The following is an 18,992-nucleotide window of genomic DNA, read 5'->3' on the forward strand; positions in this document are numbered from 1 at the left end:
CTACCGAGAGCTGGCGGGGACGCCGAGCTTTCGGTACCGAAAGCTGGGGACGCCGAGCTTTCGGTACCGAAAGCTGGGGGGCGAGCCGAGCTTTCGGTACCGAAAGCCGGCATGTCAGGGGGTGGGGACGGCGGACAGCAGCGCCGCGGCGTCGTCCACCGTCAGCCCGTGCGGCAGCGCGCGGCCGTGCAGCAGCTGCACCCCGGCGGCGACCGCGCCCTCGTGCGCCGCGGCGGTCGAGATCCCGCCGGCGATGACCCGCAGGTCGAAGCCCGACGTCGTCACGCAGATGGCGCGCAGCACCTGGAGCGCGCGGGCGAGGTCGTCGCGGGGGGCGAGCACGTTGAGGTCGATGCGGACCACGTCCAGCGGCAGCCGGGCCATGAGCGCGAAGAGGCTGTGGCCCATGCCGTAGTCGTCCAGGCACAGCTGCACGCCCTGGTCGCGGGCGGCCACCAGCTCGGGCACGAGTTCTGCGGAGCTGGTCAGCAGCGTCTCCTCGGTGAAGGAGAGCAGCAGCCGCGCGGGCGCCAGCCCGGTCTCGGCCAGGACGGCGGCGACGTCGGCGGCCAGGCCGTCGGGGGTGACGTGCCCGGCGGGCAGGCTGACCGCCACGCCCACCGAGGGGTCGGGGAGGGCGGCGATCGCGCCGGCCGCCTCGCGCAGCAGCCAGCGCTGCAGCTCGGCGCTGCGCCCCTGGCGCCCGGCGAAGCCCCACAGCTCCAGCCCGCCGACCTCGCCGTGCTCCGGGTGGCGCCACGTGGGCACCGCGTGCAGCAGCTCGATCCGGCCGTCCGGGGTGCAGGCGGCGTCCAGGCGCAGGGCGAACACGCCCTCGGCGACGACCTCCTGGAAGTCCGGCTCGGCCTCGACGCCCGCCGGCGGCGCGGTGGACCCGGCGACCCGCACGCAGCCCTTGCCGGCCCGCTTGGCCTCGCGCAGGGCGGCGTCGGCCTCGCGGAAGGCGACCTGGCCGCCGGCCGCGTCGAGCACGGCGACGCCGACGCTGGCGCCCAGGGCGAAGGTCCAGTGCTCCACGCGGTGCGGCATCGCCATGACGTGCACGACCCGCTGGGCGACCTCGACCGCCTCGTCCAGGCTGCCGGTGACGACGACGGCGAACTCGTCGCCGCCGAGGCGGGCCAGCACGTCGCCGTCGCGGACGACGGTCCCCAGCCGGCGGGCGACCTCGACCAGCAGCTGGTCGCCGGCCTCGTGCCCGGCGACGTCGTTGACCGCCTTGAAGCCGTCCATGTCCAGGACCAGCAGGGCGCGCGGCCCGGGAGCGGCCGTGCCCAGCTCCTGGAAGAGCATGGCGCGGTTGGCCAGCCGGGTGAGGTGGTCGGTGTAGGCCATGCGCTCGAGCTCGCGCTCGCGGCGGCGGCGGGTGGTCACGTCGCGCAGGTAGACGACGCGGCGGTCGCCGCCCCGCTCGGTGGAGCTCACCTCCAGCTCGCGGACGCCGTCGTCGCCGGCCGGCACGTGCACGTGCAGCGACTGCCCGTCCGCGGCGCCGCGCCCGGTGGCGGCGCGCAGCAGCGCCCGGTCCTCGGGGACGACGACGTCGAGCAGCGAGACCTCCGCGCCGGCGTCGGGGATGCCGAGCAGCCGGCGGGCGGCGGGCGAGGTGAACAGCAGGCGGTGCTCGCCGTCGGTGATGGCGACACCGTCGGAGCTGGCCTCGATCAGCTCGCGGAAGTCCTCCTCGGTGCGGACCAGCCACTCCGACACCTGGCCGTCCTCGCGGATCCGCAGGACCAGGCGCAGGGCCATGAGCGTGAAGACGACGGCGCAGCCGAACTCGGCGAGGTCGGACAGCGGCCGGTTCTGCAGCAGGCTGACGGTGATCGCGGCGGGCAGGCTGATCAGGGCGGTGACGACCAGGGCCAGCCCCAGCGGGGACACCACCGGGGCCGAGGCGCGGGCACCGCGCTCGTCGAGCCGCAGCGGCGCCCGGTACGCGGCCGCGGCGGCGGTGACCAGCGCGACGGCGACGGCGACGTCGGAGACCGCCACCCACAGCGGCGAGGGGGCGACGATGGCCGTGGCCTCCGCCGCCGCCGCGGTGGCCTGCAGCGCGACGGCGCCCATCAGCGTGCTCGCCGAGGAGCGCAGGGCGCGGGTGGAGACGGTGCACGCCGCACCGGCGCAGCCGAGCATCACGGCGGCGTAGGCGCCGTACAGCAGCACCAGCGAGCGCAGGTCCTCCGGCGCGTCGGCCGGGTTGACCACCGGGGTGCGCAGCACCTCGGTGAGGACGACGAGCGCCACGGTGACGACGAGCCCGTCGACGGCCAGGGCCGCCCAGCGGGTGCGGCTGACCCGGCGGGCCAGGAGGGCGCAGGTGACCAGCGGCGAGGTGGCGCCGAGCACGAGGACGACGTCGTCCACGCCGAACGCGTCGAACGCGGGGCCGGGGAACGCGCCGGCCAGCAGCTGGGCGACGGCGAACATCGCCGAGCCCACGACCAGCGGGTACCAGGTCCGGGCGGTGGAGCGGTCCATGGCGCGGACGCGGCGGTGCACGGTCCACGAGCAGGTGGCGGCGACGGCGAACAGGACCAGTTCGTCCCACTGCATGCCCGTGCCGTCGGGGGCGCTGAACGGCACCGCCGCGGCCAGGCCGAGCAGGCCGAGGAGGAAGGCCCGGCGGAGGGCGCCGGGGACGGCGCGGTAGCCGGTCACGACGGCACCCCCGGCAGGTCGGGTGCGCGCGGCACCGGGACGGCGGCGGCCGCCGGCTCGTCCGCGCGCCAGCCGCCGGCGGTGAGCTGCGCGGCCTCCAGCGGGCGGGAGAACACGTAGCCCTGCAGGTAGCGGTGGCCCATGTCGCGCAGCAGCGCCAGGGTCGCGGGGTTGGTGACGCCCTCGACGACGACCGGCAGGCCGAGGCTGGAACCCAGCTGCAGCACCGCGCGGCACATGGCCCGGCGGGCGGGGTCGTGCTCGACGTTGGCCAGGAAGTACTGGTCCATCTTCAGCACGTCGACGGGCATGCCGACGAGGTAGGCCAGCGACGACCAGCCGGTGCCGAAGTCGTCGACGGCGATCCGCACGCCGAGCCGGCGCAGCGCGGCGAGGTCCTCGATCACGTGCGCGTCGTCGAGCAGCACCGACTCGGTGATCTCGACGATCAGCCGCTTCGCGGGCAGGCCGCTGCTCTCCAGGGCCGCGAGCACGTCGGGCACGAGCTCCCCGCTGCGCACCTGGCGGGCGGAGACGTTCACGGCGACGCCGAGCTGGTCGTCGATCGCGGCGACCGCGGCGCAGGCCTCGCGCAGCACCCAGCGGCCGACGTCGACGATGAGCGGCGACTCCTCTGCAAGGGGCACGAACTCGGCGGGGGAGACCTCGCCGAACAGCGGGTGGTGCCAGCGCAGCAGCGCCTCGACCGAGACGGTGCGGTGCATGACGACGTCGACGACCGGCTGGAACACCAGGCGCAGCTCGCCGCGCTGCAGGGCGCCGTCGAGGTCGGTGCGCAGGGCGGTGCGGCGGTCCTGGGCGGTGCGCAGCGCGTCGTCGTAGCGGTGCACGGAGCCGGGCCCGGCCCGCCGGGCGCTGCGCAGGGCCAGGTCGCCGCGGCGCAGCGCCTCGCCCGGGTCCAGGTCGGCGGTCAGGGCGCTCAGCCCGGCGGCCGCGGTGAGGTGCAGGGTGCCGGTCTCGGTGGCCAGCGGGCCGACGGTGGCGATGAGGCGGGTGGCCACGGCCTCGGCGTCGGCGACCGAGCCGTCGACCAGCACGACGAAGTCGCCGTCGGTGCCGCGGGCCAGCCAGTCCTCGCCACGCAGCGCGCGGGTGAGCCGGGCGGTGAGCGCGCGCAGCGCCGTCGCCTCGGAGCCGGGGGTGAGCACGTCGGCGTCCCAGCCGTCGATGCTGATCAGCGCCAGGGAGGTGGGCCGGGGGCCGGCCGCCCGCTGCACCGCGCCGAGCCGGCGGACCAGCGCCGTGCGGTTCGGCAGCCCGGTCACCGGGTCGGTGAGCGAGAGCTCGAGCAGCTCGGAGTCGATCCCCGGCGACGGCGCCCGGGAGGTGACGTCGCGGCAGTACAGGACGAGCGCACCGACGTCGGGGTCGGTGCGCAGGTCGCGGACGGTGGCCTGGATCAGCCGCCAGCGGCTGTCGACGTGCCGCACGCGGGCGGTGCGGACGGCGGCCTGCTCGGTGCCGGCCAGGGCGGCGAAGAAGACCGACCGGTCGTCGGGGTGGACGGCGTCGGGCAGCGGCATGCCGGCGAGGTCGTCGGGGTCCAGGCCCAGCAGGCCGACGACCGCCTCGGAGGCGAAGGTGACCCGGAGCCGGTCGTCGACGATGACGACGGGGTCGACGCTGCTCTTCACCAGCGTGCGGAACGAGCTCTCGCTGCGCTGCAGGGCGCCGGTGAGAGCGGTCTGGCGCTGCCAGAGCAGGGCCTGGAAGCCGATCAGGACGGCGAGGCCGAGCAGGGCGGCCAGCAGCCCGAGCGTCGTCGGCCGGGCGAGCACCGCGGCGAGGACGGCGAGCACCGCGATCCCGACCGCGAGCACGAGGAACCGCCCGGGGCGCCCGCTGCGGGGCGCCGCCGGGATCGCAGCCACGGGCTGCGCCTCGGGGGCGGGGGTCACGGTCTGGTGATCGGGAGGGCGTCGGCGGGGCTGCAGTCGGGGCGGCGGCGGTGTCACCCGTCCGGGTGGTGGTGGTCGTGCGTGGCGCGACGGCCGCGATCACCTGCCGACTTCGAGCACTCAGCGCGACACTTAGGCTGCTCTCCGTGGCAGAGCTCAGCATCCGGACGGCGACGGCGGCGGACGCCGACGCCGTCGGCCGCATCTACGCCCACTACGTCGAGCACAGCGTGGCCACCTTCGACCTGGAGGTGCCCGGGCCCGGGTTCTGGCCGGCGAAGATGGCCGACCTGGTCGGCGCCGGGCTGCCGTTCCTGGTGGCCGAGGTCGATGGCGAGGTCGCCGGCTTCGCCTACGTGTCGCCGTGGCGGGCCAAGCGGGCCTACCGGCGCACGGTCGAGGACACGATCTACCTGGCGCCGGGTTACGAGGGCCGCGGCCTGGGCACGGCGCTGCTCTCGGCGCTGCTGGACCGCGCCCGCGAGGCCGGCTCGCGCGAGGTGATCGCGGTGGTCACCGACAGCGGCGACGCCTCGATCCGGCTGCACACCTCGCTCGGGTTCGCCGAGGTCGGCCGGCTGCGGGCCGTCGGGTTCAAGCACGACCGCTGGCTGGACACCGTGCTGCTGCAGGCCTCGCTGCACGGCTGAGGTCCCCGCGCCTTCTTGCGGTTCTCTTGCGCTTTCCGCGCGGGTCCCGTGCGGCTGGGCGCGCAGTGTCGTCCCCGAGACCGGAGCGGACCCTCCCTCCGGCGGCACCTCGGGGGAGAGAACACCGTGAGCGCGACCATGAGCAGCACCGCCCGCCGGTCCACCGTGGCCAAGGTCGTCGGCACGATCGGCGTCGTCGGCGCCGCGGCCGCCGTCGCCGGCCTGGGCACGTTCGGTGGCTTCACCGCCTCGACGTCGCCGGTGGACACGGCCGTGGACGCCGGCACGCTGTCGATCGACGTCTCGCAGGCGGGCAGCTCAGCGCCGATCCCGGCCACCGCCGGCCGGATCATGCCGGGGCAGACCTACTCCTTCCCGATGGACCTGCGCAACGGCGGCGACGTCGACCTGTCCCGCCTGGTCATCACCTCGCAGGCCAGCGCCTCCAGCAAGCTCGACAGCGACGCGGAGCACGGCCTGCAGCTGTCCGTGCGGTCGTGCGACGTCGACTGGGTCCGCAGCGGCGACGCGTGGAGCTGCGCCGGCGACGTCGTCGACCTGTACGCCGGGCCGGTCCTGGTCGACCAGGCGCTGACCGGCGCCCGCAGCCTGACCGCCGGCGGCGTGGACCACCTGCTCACCAGCGTCTCGCTGCCCACCACGGGCGGCAACGCGCTGCAGGGCGAGACCAGCACGCTGTCGGTCGTCTTCACCGGCACCCAGCGCGGCGGCACCGACCGCTGACGCCGCCTCCCGCGTGATCAGCCCGGGCCCGCCGGGCCCTCGCCGTTGAGCGAGGCCCCGGCGGGTCCGTCCTGATCACCGCGCCATCGCGGCGCGGATCCGCCGCACCAGCTCCTCAGGCCGGCGCAGCTCGGTGGCGGTGACGAAGAGGCCCCGCCACCCTGCCGCGGCCAGCCGGGTGAGCCGCCGCCGGTCCCGGGCGAACTGCCCCCGCTCGCCGTGCCAGGCGCCGTCGTACTCGATGGCGATCCGGAGCTCCGGGTAGGCGAAGTCCACCCGCGCCACGAACCCGTCGGCATCGAACACCCGGAACTGGGCGACGGGCGCCGGCAACCCCGCGGACCGCAGGACCAGCCGCAGCCGGGTCTCCTGCGGCGACTCGGCCAGCCCGTCGGCCAGCGCGACCACCTCCCGGGCCAGCAGGCTGCCGCGGCACCGGGGCAGCGCCGCCACGGCGTCCCGGACGTCGGTCAGCGAGGCCAGGCCCGCGTCGACCAGCCGGTCGAGCAGCACGACGCCGTCCTCGAGCGGCCCGCGGCGGGCGAGGTCGACGGCGGTGCGGACCCGGCCGGTGCGGGGGAGCCCCCGCTGCGGGTGGACGACGTCGCCGTCCAGCGATGCTGCCCGGACGACGACGCCGCGACCAGGGTCCCAGCGAACCCCGGGCGGGAGCACCACCTCGACCGGGTCGTCGTCCGTGGCGAACTGCTCGCCCGCCCACAGCACGGCCGCGGTGAGCCCGCCGAAGACGGCGCCGGGCGGTGCGGCCACCCGGACGCCGCGGGCGCGGAGCACGTGCGTGAGCGGCAGGGCCGCGTCGGCGTAGACGTCACGGCGCAACCGGCGCCAGGCGGTGCTGCGCAGCTGATCGGCGGTGAGAAGCCCGGCCGCCACCGCCCGGGTGCCCCGGAACACGCGGCCGCGCAGGGCCGGTGGTCGGGCGGGCGGGACGGGCACCGACGGAGGGTGCCGGAACCGGGGGCCGGTGCGCGGACGTCGTCCACAGCCCGGTGATCACCGCGGACCCGCCGGGGCCTCGCAGCGGGACGAGACCCCGCTGCACCCGTGGTGATCACGGCGGAACGCCGCCCCGCCGCCCGGCGTTGAGGAGGAGGCTGGCTCCAGCTCCGCCCTGAGATGCCGATGTACCGGTGTCGGGAGCTGCGCGAGCGAGGAGGACTGATGGTGGAGTACCTGCGCCGGCTGCAGATGGAGCGGCCCGTGCTGTTCTGGGTCGTGGTGCTGGCCGGCTTCTACGTCGCCTTCCAGCTCCTGCTCTTCGTCGCCGCGGTCGTGCTCGGCCCGTTCTCGCTGCCGCCCTGGGCGCCGCTGGTCGCCGTCGTCGCCGTGCTGGTGATCATCGCCCGCCGGCAGCAGCGCTAGCGGTACCGGCCGCGCATGGACGGGGGACGTCGGGAGCAGGTGGCAGGTCCGGAGCGGGACTGGTCGCCGGGGCGGCTGCTCGCGGCCCGGGTGCTCGCGGGGGTGCTCGCGCTGGCCGTGGTCGTGCTGACCGTGGTCCTCGCGGTGGTGCTCGCCTTCCTCGAGTTCTGGCTGGCACCCGTCGCGGTGGTGGCCGTGCTGATCGCCGCCGCCGTCGTGCTCTGGTACGCCGGGCGCGCCTAACCGGCCTGACCGGCCTGACCGGCCAGGCGGAGCAGCGCGGAGCGGATCTGGGCCGCATCCATCGGATCGGTGGACAGCGCGCTGTGCAGCACCAGCCCCTCGACCAGCGCGTCGACCTCCCGCGCGGTGACCGGGTCGAGGTGCCGCTCGAGGCTGCGCCGGCTGCGCTGCATCCACCCCTGGGTCACGGTCCGCAGCGCGGGCTCGCGGGCCGCGGCGGCGTACAGCTCGACGGCGAGGAGGAGGTCGCGCGGGGAGTCGAGCAGGTCGCCGGTGAGGTGCTCGACCAGGGCCTCCAGCGCCGCCGCCCGGTCGGGCGCCGCGCGCATGCGCTCGTCGAACCGCGCCGCGACGACGTCGACGTGCCGGGTGAAGGCCTCCGCCTGCAGCTCGGTCAGCGACGAGAAGTGGTAGGTCAGCGACCCGAGCGGGACGTCGGCGGCGCGGGCGATCGCCCGGTGGGTCGCCGCGGGCACCCCGTGCGCGGCGATGACCTCGAGCGCGGTGTCGACCAGGCGGTCGCGCCGGCCGGGGTCGTACCGGCGCGCCCGGCGGACCGGGGCGTCGGTCATGCGTCCAGGTGCTTGACCACGCGGGCGGGGTTGCCGACGGCGACCACGTCGGCCGGGAGGTCCCTGGTGACGACGGCGCCCGCGCCGACGACGGTGTTCTCGCCGATGGTGACGCCGGGCAGCACGATCGCCCCGCCGCCGAGCCAGACGTTGTCGCCGATGGTGATCGGCTGCGCCGCCTCCCACTTGTCCCGCCGCGGACCGGGCTCGACCGGGTGGGTGGGGGTCAGCAGCTGGACGTTCGGCCCGATCTGGACGTCGTCGCCGATGGTGATGGCCGCGACGTCGAGGGCGACCAGGCCGAAGTTGGCGAAGCAGCGCGCACCGATGCGGATGTTGCTGCCGTAGTCGACGTAGAACGGCGGTCGCAGCTCGGTGCCCTCACCGATCTCGCCGAGCAGCTCCTCGAGCAGCTGCCGGCGCAGCGGGCCCTGGCGGACCGACGTCGCGTTGTAGGCGGCCATCAGGTCGAGCGACCGGGCCGAGGCCTCGGCGATCTCCGGGTCGTCGGCGATGTACAGGTCGCCGGCGAGCATCCGCTCGCGCATGGCCCGGGTGTCCTGCGCCTCGGTCGTCATAGGAACGACTGTACGCATCGGCGGACGGTGGGCCGTGCGGGTCGGGCCGGGCCGCCGGACGTCCAGCCGCGCCACGGCGCGGCCAGACGTCGGGCCACGCGGCTCGACGCCCGACGGATTTCGACCCCGAGTCGCGGACCGCCCGGACACCCGCCACCATCTGCCCATGACCTCCGTCCAGAGGCATGACGCAGCGCGATCCTCCCGGCCCGTCGACCGGGTCCGCGAGGAGCTGCGCCGCGTGGTGCTGCTGCTCGAGACCGCCGACGCCCTGGACCTGCGCGCCCGCCGCAGCACCGATCCGGTGCAGGCCGCGCAGCTGCACCAGCACGCGGAGGAACGCCGCCAGGAGGCCGCCCGCCTCCGCAGCCGGCTGGGCGCCCTGCGCCGGCAGTCGCCGGCGCGCCGACCCGCCTTCGGCTAGGGCCGGCAGGGGTTCCGGACGGGCGCGACACGCAATCGCGAGCGCCGTCGCGCCAACGGCCCGCAACGGTGGCAGAGTGACGCGAGTGAAGACGTGGCTCGACAGCTGGCCGGTGTACCGCCAGCTCACCGGCTCGGACCCGATGGGTCGCGGCAAGGCCGCCCGCAGCAAGGCGACCGAGGCGACGGTGTCGCGCACCGCCACCGCCGACCGCGTCGCGAAGAGCGTCTGCCCCTACTGCGCCGTCGGCTGCGCGCAGAACGTGTACGTGAAGGACGAGAAGATCGTCCAGATCGAGGGCGACCCGAACTCGCCGATCAACCGCGGCCGGCTCTGCCCCAAGGGCAGCGCGAGCAAGCAGCTGGTCACCAGCCCGACCCGCGTCACCACGGTCAAGTACCGCCGTCCGTTCGGGACGGAGTGGGAGGACCTGGACCTCGACACGGCGATGGAGATGATCGCCGACCGCGTCCTGGAGGCCCGCGAGAAGGGCTGGCAGGAGGAGGACGGCGGCAAGCGCGTCAACCGCACCATGGGGATAGCGAGCCTCGGAGGGGCGACCCTCGACAACGAGGAGAACTACCTCATGAAGAAGCTCTACAGCGCCATGGGCGCGATCCAGATCGAGAACCAGGCCCGCATATAGCACTCCGCGACGGTGCCCGGTCTGGGTGCCTCGTTCGGTCGTGGCGGCGCCACGAACTTCCTGGAAGACCTCGCGAACTCCGACTGCATCGTCATCGAGGGTTCGAACATGGCCGAGTGCCACCCGGTGGGCTTCCAGTGGGTCGGTGAGGCCAAGGCGCGCGGCGCCAAGATCATCCACATCGACCCGCGGTTCACGCGGACCAGCGCGATCGCCGACCTGCACGTGCCGCTGCGCATCGGCACCGACATCGCGTTCCTCGGCGGGCTGATCAACTACGTCCTCGAGAACGAGCTGTACTTCGAGGAGTACGTCCGCGCGTACACGAACGCCGCGGCGATCGTGAGCGAGGAGTTCGTCGACGCCGAGGACCTCGACGGCCTGTTCTCCGGCTTCGACCCCGAGACGCAGACCTACGACGAGACCAGCTGGCAGTACGAGCCCGGCAGCCAGGACGCGAGCACCGACCACCCGGCCGAGGCCGCGGAGCAGGAGCGCGAGGAGCAGCACCCCGACGTCAAGCACTCCGACCGCGCCCAGGCGGCCGGCAGCGGCGGGCCGCCGATCCCGAGCAAGCCGCACCGCGACGAGACGCTGCAGCACCCGCGCAGCGTGTTCCAGATCCTCAAGCGGCACTACGCCCGCTACACCCCGGAGATGGTGTCGCAGGTGTGCGGCATCGAGCCGGCGGTGTTCGAGCAGGTCGCGAAGTGGGTCACCGAGAACAGCAACCGCGACCGGACGACGGCGTGGGTCTACTCGGTCGGCTGGACGCAGCACAGCGTGGGCGCGCAGTACATCCGCACCTGCTCGATCCTGCAGACCCTGCTGGGCAACATCGGCCGTCCCGGCGGCGGGATCATGGCGCTGCGCGGGCACGCCAGCATCCAGGGCTCCACCGACGTCCCGACGCTGTTCAACCTGCTGCCCGGCTACCTGCCGATGCCGCACGCGATGCAGCACGACTCGCTCGAGGAGTACGTCGCCGACGCCGCCGGCAAGGCCGGCTTCTGGGGCAACAAGCGGGCCTACATGGTCAGCCTGCTCAAGGCCTGGTGGGGTGATGCGGCGACGGCGGAGAACGACTTCGCCTTCGACTACCTGCCCAAGATCAACGGCGACCACAGCAGCTACCGGACGATCGCCGACATGATCGAGGGGAAGGTGCACGGCTACTTCCTCGTCGGCGAGAACCCCGGCGTGGGGCACCCGAACAGCCGGATGAACCGGTTCGGGTTGGCCAACCTCGACTGGCTGGTCGTCCGCGACCTGCAGATGATCGAGTCGGCGACCTTCTGGAAGGAAGGCCCCGAGCACGAGACCGGCGAGCTGGCGCCCGAGACGATCGGCACCGAGGTCTTCTTCATGCCGGCGGCCACGCACGTGGAGAAGGAAGGCACCTTCACCCAGACGCAGCGGGTGCTGCAGTGGCGGCACAAGGCCGTCGAGCCGCCGGGCGACTCCCGCAGCGACCTGTGGTTCTACTTCCACCTGGGTCGGATCCTGCGCGAGCGGCTCAAGGACTCCACCGACCCGCGGGACCGCCCGCTGCTCGACCTCACCTGGGACTACCCGACCCACGGGCCGGAGGTGGAGCCCAGCGCCGAGGCGGTGCTGCAGGAGATCAACGGCTTCGGTCCGGACGGCACGCTGCTGAACTCCTACATGGAGATGAAGGACGACGGCTCGACGACGGGCGGCTGCTGGATCTACTGCGGCGTCTACGCCGACGGCGTCAACCAGGCCGCGCGGCGCAAGCCGGCCAAGGAGCAGGGCGTCGTCGCCACCGAGTGGGGCTGGGCCTGGCCGCTCAACCGCCGGATGCTCTACAACCGTGCCTCGGCCGACCCCGACGGCAAGCCGTGGAGCGAGCGCAAGAAGTACGTGTGGTGGGACGAGGACGCCGGTGAGTGGACCGGTCTCGACGTCCCCGACTTCGAGAAGAAGAAGCGCCCGGACTACGTGCCGCCGGAGGGTGCCAAGGCGCAGGACGCTCTGGCCGGCACCGACCCGTTCGTCATGCAGGGCGACGGCAAGGCGTGGCTGTACGCACCGGCCGGCCTGGTCGACGGGCCGCTGCCGACGCACTACGAGCCGGCCGAGTCGGTGGTCGAGAACGGGTTGTACAAGCAGCAGGCGAACCCGACCCTCGAGATGATCGAGGGGCCGTGGAACCGGGCCAACCCCGCGCGCAGCGAGGTCTACCCGTTCCAGGTGACCACCTACCGGCTCACCGAGCACCACACCGCCGGTGGCATGAGCCGCACGCTGCCCTACCTCGCCGAGCTCCAGCCGGAGTTCTTCGTGGAGGTCAGCCCGGAGCTGGCCCGGCTGCGCGGGCTGGAGAACAACCAGTTCGCGACGCTGATCAGCGCCCGGACGGCGATCGAGGCGAAGGTGCTGGTGACCGAGCGGGTGCGGCCGATCAAGCTGGCCGACGGCACGGTCGTGCACCAGATCGGCATGCCCTACCACTGGTCCTACGCAGGCATCTCCACCGGTGACGCCGCGAACGACCTGCTCGGGATCGTCATGGACCCGAACACCCACATCCAGGAGTCCAAGGTCAGCAGCTGCGACATCGTGCCCGGACGGCGGCCCCGCGGGCCGGAGATGCTCGAGCTCGTCGAGTCCTACCGCAGGCGGGCCGGCGTCCCGTCGGGGAAGGTCGGCGTGAACGGCCGCGACCCGGTCGAGGCGGAGGCCGGGGAAGGGGCGACGGCATGACGATCAGCTCGGCGAGCCCGGCCTTCACCGGCCGGGACCCGGAGAACCGGCTGTTCGGGCCGCTGCCGGACGTCACGCAGGAGGCCGGCTACGAGCCGGAGCACCCCAAGCGGGTCGGCTTCTTCACCGACACCTCGGTGTGCATCGGCTGCAAGGCCTGCGAGGTGGCGTGCAAGGAGTGGAACACGCTCCCGATGGACGACTCGCACGGCAACCGCGACGCGCTCGGGCTGTCGGGGATGTCGTTCGACAACACCGGCCAGCTGGGCGCGAACTCGTGGCGGCACGTGGCGTTCATTGAGCAGAGCCGCACCGTCGACCTGCCGATGCCGACCTTCGGCCGGCCCGGCGACGACCGGCACGACCACGGACCGTCGCCCGCGGCTGCCGGGGACGACGTCAGCCTGGCCAACGCGCAGCAGAGCGTGCTGAACGCCGAGGCGCTCAGCGAGTTCGATCCGCAGACCGGGCAGAGCGGCGGCGACAAGCAGATCCGCTGGCTGATGAGTTCCGACGTGTGCAAGCACTGCACGCACGCCGGCTGCCTGGACGTCTGCCCGACCGGGGCGCTGTTCCGCACCGAGTTCGGCACCGTCGTCGTCCAGGGCGACATCTGCAACGGCTGCGGCTACTGCGTGGCGGCCTGCCCCTACGGCGTCATCGACCAGCGCAAGGACGACGGCCGGGTCTTCAAGTGCACGATGTGCTACGACCGGCTGACCGACGGGCTCCAGCCCGCGTGCGCCAGCGCCTGCCCCACGCAGTCGATCCAGTTCGGCGACCTCGACGAGCTGCAGGAGCGCGCCGACGCCCGGCTGGCGACGCTCAAGGCGCAGGGCGTGGAGACCGCCCGCCTGTACGGCCGGGACGAGGACGACGGCGTCGGGGGAGACGGGGCGTTCTTCCTGCTGCTCGACGAGCCGGAGGTCTACGGGCTGCCGCCGGACCCGGTGGTGACCACCCGCGACCTGCCGGCGATGTGGCGGGCGGCCGGCAAGGCCGCGGCGATGATGGTCGGGGTCGCCGTGACGGCGATCCTCGGCTCGAGGAGGAGCCGGTGACCGGCGGCATCACCAGCCCCGACGCGGGCTGGCGGCAGGCCGACCGCGGCCCGGCGACGCAGCGGACCGGCAAGAAGCGCCGGCGCGGTGGCGGTCGCGGCCGCGCCGAGATGCCGATGGTCGACGACGTCGAGTTCACGTCGTACTACGGCCGGCAGATCGTGAAGACGCCGGTCTGGAAGAGCCCCGACGTGCCGCTGTACCTGTTCCTGGGCGGCGCCGCGGGCTCCTCGGCGATCCTCGGGGCGCTGGCCGACGTGACCGACCGGCCGAAGCTGACCCGCGTGGCGCGGTACACCGCGGGCGGCGGCTCGATCCTGTCGGTGGTCTTCCTGATCCACGACCTGGGACGGCCGGAGCGGTTCCTGCACATGCTGCGGGTGCTGAAGCCGACCTCGCCGCTGTCGGTGGGCACCTACATCCTGGCGCCGTTCAGCGCGGCGGCCGGGGCGACGGCGGCGGTCGAGGCGCTGGGCTGGTTCCCGAAGCTCAAGCGGTTCGGGGGAGCGGTGGCGGCGCTGTTCGGTGGGCCGCTGGCGACCTACACCGGCGTGCTGCTGGCCAACACCGCAGTGCCGTCGTGGCACGAGTTCCACACCAAGCTGCCGTTCGTGTTCGGCGGCTCGGCGATGGCGGCCGGCGGCGGGATCTGCATGGCGCTGGCGCCGCTGGACGAATCCGAGCCCGCCCGCAAGATGGCGATCATCGGGGCGGGCATCGAGCTGGCCGCGATCCGCGGGGTGGAGCACAGCGAGAGCATCGTGTCGGAGCCGTTCCACGAGGGCCGGCCCGGGAAGCTCATGCGGGCGGCGAAGGCGTGCACCTCGGCGGGGCTCGGGCTGGCCGTGCTGGGTGGGCGCAAGCGGTGGGGCGCGGTTGCGTCAGGAACGCTGCTGGCGGCCGGCTCGCTGCTGACCCGGTTCGGTGTCTTCGAAGGGGGCATCGCTAGCACGAAGGACCCGAAGTACGTGGTGATCCCCCAGCGCGAGCGGCTGGCCAAGGGCGAGCACGACCACGCGTCGACCATCACCCGCTGAGGCTTCGTCACCGTTCGACAGCGGCCGTCACATCCGTGTGCGAGAAGTCGTCGCCCCTGAACAGCAGCGGCTCGCCGGTTTCTCTGGCGAGTGCGTAGGCGAAGCAGTCGCCGAAGTTCAAGCCGGCTGGGTGGCCGCTGCCCTTGCCGAAGTCGCGGTACGCCTGACGGGCGATCTCCGCCTGCCGCCTCGTGACCGGTTCGACGGTGATCGGCACCGCGGCCACCAGATCGTCGAATCGGCCGCTGAGCACGGGGTCACGGTTGGCATCGACGACGATGGCGGCCTCCAGATAGGTCGCGGCCGACGCGCGGGCGCTCCGTGCCGTTGCCAGCGCGCGGATGTAGCGATCGGCGTCCGGTTCGCCGCGCAGTATCGCGACGATCGCGGAGGTATCGACGATCACCGGGGCAGGCCCGCACCGTCGTAGAGGAGATCGCCGTGGTCGGTGCTGCCGTACGGCTGGACCCACCGGCCGGCTGCGTCCTGGCCGATCTCGCGCAGTCGAGCAGCCAGCTCGTCCGCCGGGACCGCATCCTGGCTGCGCAGTCGCTCGAGACGTTCCCGAACCGCGACGGCTACCGCCCGGGTGACGCTCTCACCGGTCGCAGCAGCGAGCTGGCGCGCCAACTCTTCGGCTTCCGGGTTCTTGATGTTGAGCGCCATGGTGGAAACGGTACCGCTGAAGTACACCATTCCACCGATACCGGATATCGGCACTCGCGCGCCGACGAGGGGCGCGGGCGCCGTAACGGACCGAGTTGGGGCACCGTCGTCGTGCAGGGTGAGATCTACACCGGTTGCGGCCACTGCGTGGCGGCCTGCGCGTAGGGCGTCATCGACCGGCGCTGCCACTTCGGCAACGGGCGCGCCGTGGCCCGTTCGAAGGGGTCACGGCGATCTACTCCTACGCCCCTTCGGGCGGGACGCTGAACGAGGGCGGCGTCAACCGTTGATGTCGTGGTGCTGAGGCAGCTCCTGGGCGACGTTGCCCTTCACAACCCACTCGCGGGCTGCGTCACCGTGGTGCGCCACGACCATGCGGGCACCGCAGTGGCCGCACGCCTCGGTGAGCCGGACGCGGGGATCCCAGGACCGGTTGAACCGGTGCCTGAACGCCCGCGGACGCCTGCCACCACGGGACCGGTGGAACGCCCCTCGCTCGTCGTGGTCTACGGCGACGTCAACTCCACCATCGCCGCCGCGCTGGTGGCCGCAAGCTGCTCATCCCGCTGGCACACGTGGAGGCTGGCCTGCGGAGCTTCGACCGGGCGACGCCCGAGGAGGTCAAACGGGTCGTCACTGACCGGCTGTCTGATCGCCTGGTCACCAGTGCCGACGCGATCGACCCGTACGTGTCGATTTGGAATGCGGCTGAGCACGGTGATCCGGAGCGGCTGATCAAGGGCGAGAGCGGCCTACGTCAGGCGATGGAGGAAGCCGACCTCGTCGTGCTGCTGCAGGCGCACGACGACTACCTCGGCGGTGCGCTCGACGGTGCGCGGGTGTTCGATACCCGCGGCGTGCTGACCGGTGAGGGCGTCGACCGACTCTGACGAGGGCCTGGCCGGACCCGCGGCGCAATGTCGCGGTCTCGGCGCCCGATGGCCCCAGGTGTCGGCGCCGCCGGGCCGTCGGAGCTCGAGCCGCGCCGCCGACCGAGGCGCAGGTGAGGCCTGGGACTTCTGGGACGGAAGCCGCGGTGCTGCAGGCAGGGTGCCGCAGCTGCTCCCGGGGGGCGTCTAACGTCGCGGGCTCGGACGTACGAAGAAGCGGGGACCCGGTGGGCAGGCACGGAACTGAGGCGTTGACCGACGCTTCGCAGGAGACCGATTCGTACTGGGACGCGGATGAGCCGTCGTCAGACAGTCGCAGACCCCGGTGGCGGCGAGCCCTGGTCGTCCTGGGCGCCGGCGTCCTCGTCCTCGTGCTTCTCGTAGCCGGGGGCGCGTGGTACCTGACGAACCGCTATGCGGGGAATCTCGAGCGGGTCGATGCTTTCGCCGGCCTGGACGAGTCGCAGCGGCCGGCCCAGGCCACCGCGGGTCCGGCAGGGCAGGCGCCGCTCACCTTCCTCGTCGTCGGCTCCGATACCCGTGCCGATGTGCCCGAGGGTGAGACGCCGGACGGTCGGTCCGACGTGATGATGCTGGTGCGCTTCACGGGTGACCGGCAGAACGCCCAGGTCATCTCACTGCCACGTGACTCGTGGGTGCCCGTCCCGGGAGCCGGCATGGCCAAGTTGAATGCCGCCTATGCCTGGGGTGGGCCCAGCCTGCTCATCCAGTCGGTCGAGAGCCTCACCGGCGTGCGCATCGACCACTACGCCGCCATCGATTTCCAGGGCTTCGTCGAGATGACCGACGCGCTCGGCGGCGTCGACGTCCAGGTGGCCGAGACCACGAGCAACGGCCCCTACACGTACACGGCAGGGCTCAACCACCTCGACGGCGAGGAAGCGCTCTACTACGTCCGCCAGCGGTACGGCCTCGAGGGCGGCGACTTCGACCGGGTGAAGCGCCAGCAGCAGTACCTGCGTTCGATCTTCACGAAGCTCTCCGAGCAGAACGTGCTCAGCGACATGGGCGCGCTGGACGGCTTCCTGGTCGCCCTCACCGACGCGATGTCGGTCGACGAGACGCTGGGCAACACGGCGCTGCTCGACATGGCCTACGACCTGCGGTCGCTGCGGCCGGGCGCGGTCACGTTCCTCACCGCCCCCGTGGCAGGAACCGGGCGGGAGGGCGCCCAGAGCGTCGTCTACCTCGACGCGGCCCGGTCCGAGCAGATGTGGGAGTACCTGCGCACCGATTCGCTGACCGAGCACGTGGCCGAGTTCGGCGAGGACACGTTGCCCGCGGTGCCGAACTAGCCGGGGACGGGCACCGGCGGCAGCCGGTCGATGCGGACGGTCTCGTGGGCTTCCGGGCGGACCTGCCGGGCGATGCCCACGAGCAGGGTGCGCAGCGCGGCGGCGACGTCGTCCACCACGCGTTGATGCACCTGCGCCGGCCCGTCGATGGGATCGTCGATGTCCTGGTCCGGTACGCGGTGCGCGCCCCGGGCGGCCGCGAGCCGACCGGCCAGCGCGCTGCCGCGCTCGCTGGGCGGAACGGCCGCCAGCCGGTGCGGCGGCAGCCCGCGGCACAGCTCCGCGGCCTCGCGCAGCGTGAACGTCTTGCGGAGTGCCCGCGGGTCCAGCGTCAGGACCGCCTCCCGGTGCTGAGCGGTCATCGTGAGGACGACGTCCGCCCAATCGACGTCCGCCGGCGACAAGCGCCGAGCGACGTGGCTGCCGGCATCGAGCCCGCGCAGCTCCAGGGCTGCGGCCGTGAAGGGGTGCGCCGGACGTCCCGTAGGAGCGTGCGTTCCGGCGGAGCGTGCCTCGATCTCCACGCCCAGGTGCCCGGTCGGCCACGCCTCCGTGAACACGTGAGCGGCTGCCGACCGGCAGATGTTGCCGGTGCACACGAACAGCAGCCTCATGGTGTCCTGTTCGGCATCGGCCGGGCGCAGCTTGAGCCGGTGGACCCGGGCGTCCGGCGATCTTGATGCGGGCTGCGGCGGGTGCAGGGAGACTGGAGCCGTGCATGCTCCCCTGGCCGCCGGCTCCACGTTCCGCGTGCTGCTGGTGTGCACGGGCAACATCTGCCGGTCCGCCATGGCCGAACGGTTGGGGCGCGCCTACCTGGAGGAGCGGCTCGGTGGGGGCGCCGGCCAGCTCCGGTTGGAGAGCGCCGGCACGCGTGCGGTCGTCGGGTCGGCCATGCATGCCGACAGCGCGCTCGTCCTGCAGGGTTACGGCGCCCGGTCCGGGGACTTCCGCGCGCGTCAGCTGGACAGTGCGCTCGCCGGGGGAGCCGACCTCGTCCTCACCATGACCCGGGCTCACCGCAACGACGTCATCGGGTACGCCCCACGCGCTCTGCAGCGCACGTTCACCCTGCGGGAGGCAGCCGCGCTGCTGCGGTCGATCCCCGACGACGAGGTGGCAGGGGATGACCTCCCCACCAGGGCTCGCGCCCTGGTGGCCCGGATGGCTGCCGCGCGCGGACGCCGCCCCGGTGGGGAGAGCGACGACGTGCGCGATCCCATCGGCCGACCGTTGGAGGTCCACGAGGAGGTCGGCGAGCTGGTCGCCGCCACGTTGATCCCTGTTCTCGACCGGTTGATCGGCGGCGGGAGCCGGGGACGGGCCGGCGGCCCCAGTCCGGCTCGCTCTCACCAGGCGAGCGGCTCCGCCGCGTGATCCACTTCGGGGACGAAGTGTTCTAAGAGGCCGACCGGAGGGTCCGGGCTCTGTGCGACGGCCGACCCCCTTCT

General features: G+C 73.4%; 18 protein-coding genes and 1 pseudogene. 11 read left to right on the forward strand and 8 right to left on the reverse strand.

The features are described from left to right. Positions 1-114: 114 nt before the first annotated feature. Entirely contained in the window at positions 115-2,685 is a 2,571-nt protein-coding gene (locus tag DQ241_RS17545) for a diguanylate cyclase domain-containing protein (protein ID WP_113831510.1), read from the reverse strand. Further along, complete coding sequence (locus tag DQ241_RS17550) at positions 2,682-4,604, reverse strand: bifunctional diguanylate cyclase/phosphodiesterase (RefSeq protein WP_158545961.1); 1,923 nt, start codon at positions 4,602-4,604, stop codon at positions 2,682-2,684. The genes DQ241_RS17545 and DQ241_RS17550 overlap by 4 nt, the downstream gene beginning before the upstream one ends. 146 nt (positions 4,605-4,750) lie before the next feature. Between DQ241_RS17550 and DQ241_RS17555 the strand changes: the two genes are divergently transcribed. Next, the gene (locus DQ241_RS17555) at positions 4,751-5,254 is read left to right on the forward strand and encodes a GNAT family N-acetyltransferase (protein ID WP_113831512.1); all 504 of its coding nucleotides are present in this window, start codon (positions 4,751-4,753) and stop codon (positions 5,252-5,254) included. Positions 5,255-5,380: 126 nt separating this feature from the next. Next, the gene (locus DQ241_RS17560) at positions 5,381-5,998 is read left to right on the forward strand and encodes a hypothetical protein (protein ID WP_113831513.1); all 618 of its coding nucleotides are present in this window, start codon (positions 5,381-5,383) and stop codon (positions 5,996-5,998) included. Positions 5,999-6,073: 75 nt separating this feature from the next. On the opposite strand, the gene DQ241_RS17565 is transcribed toward DQ241_RS17560, so the two are convergent. Continuing rightward, positions 6,074-6,955, reverse strand: coding sequence for an endonuclease domain-containing protein (locus DQ241_RS17565; RefSeq protein ID WP_113831514.1), 882 nt, complete (start codon positions 6,953-6,955; stop codon positions 6,074-6,076). A gap of 225 nt (positions 6,956-7,180) precedes the next feature. Here DQ241_RS17565 and DQ241_RS17570 point away from each other — a divergent pair, with 225 nt between their 5' ends. Together DQ241_RS17570 and DQ241_RS17575 are read left to right on the forward strand one after the other, a co-directional pair. After that, positions 7,181-7,381: a hypothetical protein gene (locus DQ241_RS17570; RefSeq protein WP_233492527.1), complete on the forward strand. Its 201-nt coding sequence runs from the start codon at positions 7,181-7,183 to the stop codon at positions 7,379-7,381. Between the two features lie 15 nt (positions 7,382-7,396). Further along, positions 7,397-7,624 carry a hypothetical protein gene (locus DQ241_RS17575; protein ID WP_147252397.1) on the forward strand — a complete coding sequence of 76 codons (228 nt, stop codon included), beginning with the start codon at positions 7,397-7,399 and terminating at the stop codon, positions 7,622-7,624. On the opposite strand, the gene DQ241_RS17580 is transcribed toward DQ241_RS17575, so the two are convergent. Then, positions 7,621-8,196, reverse strand: a complete 576-nt coding sequence (locus DQ241_RS17580) for a TetR/AcrR family transcriptional regulator (RefSeq protein WP_113831516.1) — start codon at positions 8,194-8,196, stop codon at positions 7,621-7,623. The two genes, DQ241_RS17575 and DQ241_RS17580, sit on opposite strands and share 4 nt — an antisense overlap. Beyond that, positions 8,193-8,774, reverse strand: a complete 582-nt coding sequence (locus DQ241_RS17585) for a sugar O-acetyltransferase (RefSeq protein WP_113831517.1) — start codon at positions 8,772-8,774, stop codon at positions 8,193-8,195. The genes DQ241_RS17580 and DQ241_RS17585 overlap by 4 nt, the downstream gene beginning before the upstream one ends. Before the next feature lie 166 nt (positions 8,775-8,940). On the opposite strand from DQ241_RS17585, the gene DQ241_RS17590 reads away from it, so the two are divergent. The 4 genes and pseudogenes from DQ241_RS17590 (at position 8,941) to nrfD (ending at position 14,669) form a co-directional block, all read left to right on the forward strand. After that, positions 8,941-9,198 carry a hypothetical protein gene (locus DQ241_RS17590; RefSeq protein WP_147252398.1) on the forward strand — a complete coding sequence of 86 codons (258 nt, stop codon included), beginning with the start codon at positions 8,941-8,943 and terminating at the stop codon, positions 9,196-9,198. A gap of 85 nt (positions 9,199-9,283) precedes the next feature. Continuing rightward, positions 9,284-12,571 (forward strand): annotated as a pseudogene (fdh, locus tag DQ241_RS17600) (formate dehydrogenase). Beyond that, positions 12,568-13,632 (forward strand): 4Fe-4S dicluster domain-containing protein, encoded by a 1,065-nt coding sequence (locus DQ241_RS17605; protein ID WP_113831521.1) that lies wholly within the window; start codon positions 12,568-12,570, stop codon positions 13,630-13,632. The pseudogene fdh and the gene DQ241_RS17605 overlap by 4 nt, the downstream one beginning before the upstream one ends. Next, positions 13,629-14,669 carry an NrfD/PsrC family molybdoenzyme membrane anchor subunit gene (gene nrfD / locus DQ241_RS17610; protein ID WP_113831522.1) on the forward strand — a complete coding sequence of 347 codons (1,041 nt, stop codon included), beginning with the start codon at positions 13,629-13,631 and terminating at the stop codon, positions 14,667-14,669. Before DQ241_RS17605 ends, nrfD begins: the two co-directional genes overlap by 4 nt. 7 nt (positions 14,670-14,676) lie before the next feature. Here the strand turns inward: nrfD and DQ241_RS17615 are convergent, their stop codons facing one another. Both DQ241_RS17615 and DQ241_RS17620 read right to left on the reverse strand, forming a co-directional pair. After that, positions 14,677-15,075 carry a type II toxin-antitoxin system VapC family toxin gene (locus DQ241_RS17615; RefSeq protein ID WP_113831523.1) on the reverse strand — a complete coding sequence of 133 codons (399 nt, stop codon included), beginning with the start codon at positions 15,073-15,075 and terminating at the stop codon, positions 14,677-14,679. After that, positions 15,072-15,335 carry a type II toxin-antitoxin system VapB family antitoxin gene (locus DQ241_RS17620; protein ID WP_113831655.1) on the reverse strand — a complete coding sequence of 88 codons (264 nt, stop codon included), beginning with the start codon at positions 15,333-15,335 and terminating at the stop codon, positions 15,072-15,074. The genes DQ241_RS17615 and DQ241_RS17620 overlap by 4 nt, the downstream gene beginning before the upstream one ends. A 560-nt stretch (positions 15,336-15,895) precedes the next feature. Here DQ241_RS17620 and DQ241_RS21390 point away from each other — a divergent pair. Next, positions 15,896-16,225: a UDP-N-acetylglucosamine 2-epimerase gene (locus DQ241_RS21390; RefSeq protein WP_304555254.1), complete on the forward strand. Its 330-nt coding sequence runs from the start codon at positions 15,896-15,898 to the stop codon at positions 16,223-16,225. 548 nt (positions 16,226-16,773) lie between these two features. Then, on the forward strand, positions 16,774-17,541 hold the full coding sequence (locus DQ241_RS17630) for an LCP family protein (protein ID WP_233492529.1): 768 nt from the start codon (positions 16,774-16,776) through the stop codon (positions 17,539-17,541). Here DQ241_RS17630 and DQ241_RS17635 read toward each other — a convergent pair. Continuing rightward, complete coding sequence (locus DQ241_RS17635; protein WP_113831657.1) at positions 17,538-18,332, reverse strand: hypothetical protein; 795 nt, start codon at positions 18,330-18,332, stop codon at positions 17,538-17,540. The two genes, DQ241_RS17630 and DQ241_RS17635, sit on opposite strands and share 4 nt — an antisense overlap. On the opposite strand from DQ241_RS17635, the gene DQ241_RS17640 reads away from it, so the two are divergent. After that, positions 18,256-18,918 (forward strand): protein-tyrosine-phosphatase, encoded by a 663-nt coding sequence (locus DQ241_RS17640; RefSeq protein ID WP_199584707.1) that lies wholly within the window; start codon positions 18,256-18,258, stop codon positions 18,916-18,918. The two genes, DQ241_RS17635 and DQ241_RS17640, sit on opposite strands and share 77 nt — an antisense overlap. Positions 18,919-18,992: the final 74 nt, after the last annotated feature.

It is taken from the genome of Blastococcus sp. TF02A-30, assembly GCF_003319185.1.
In the GTDB taxonomy this organism is placed as follows: Bacteria; Actinomycetota; Actinomycetes; order Mycobacteriales; family Geodermatophilaceae; genus Blastococcus.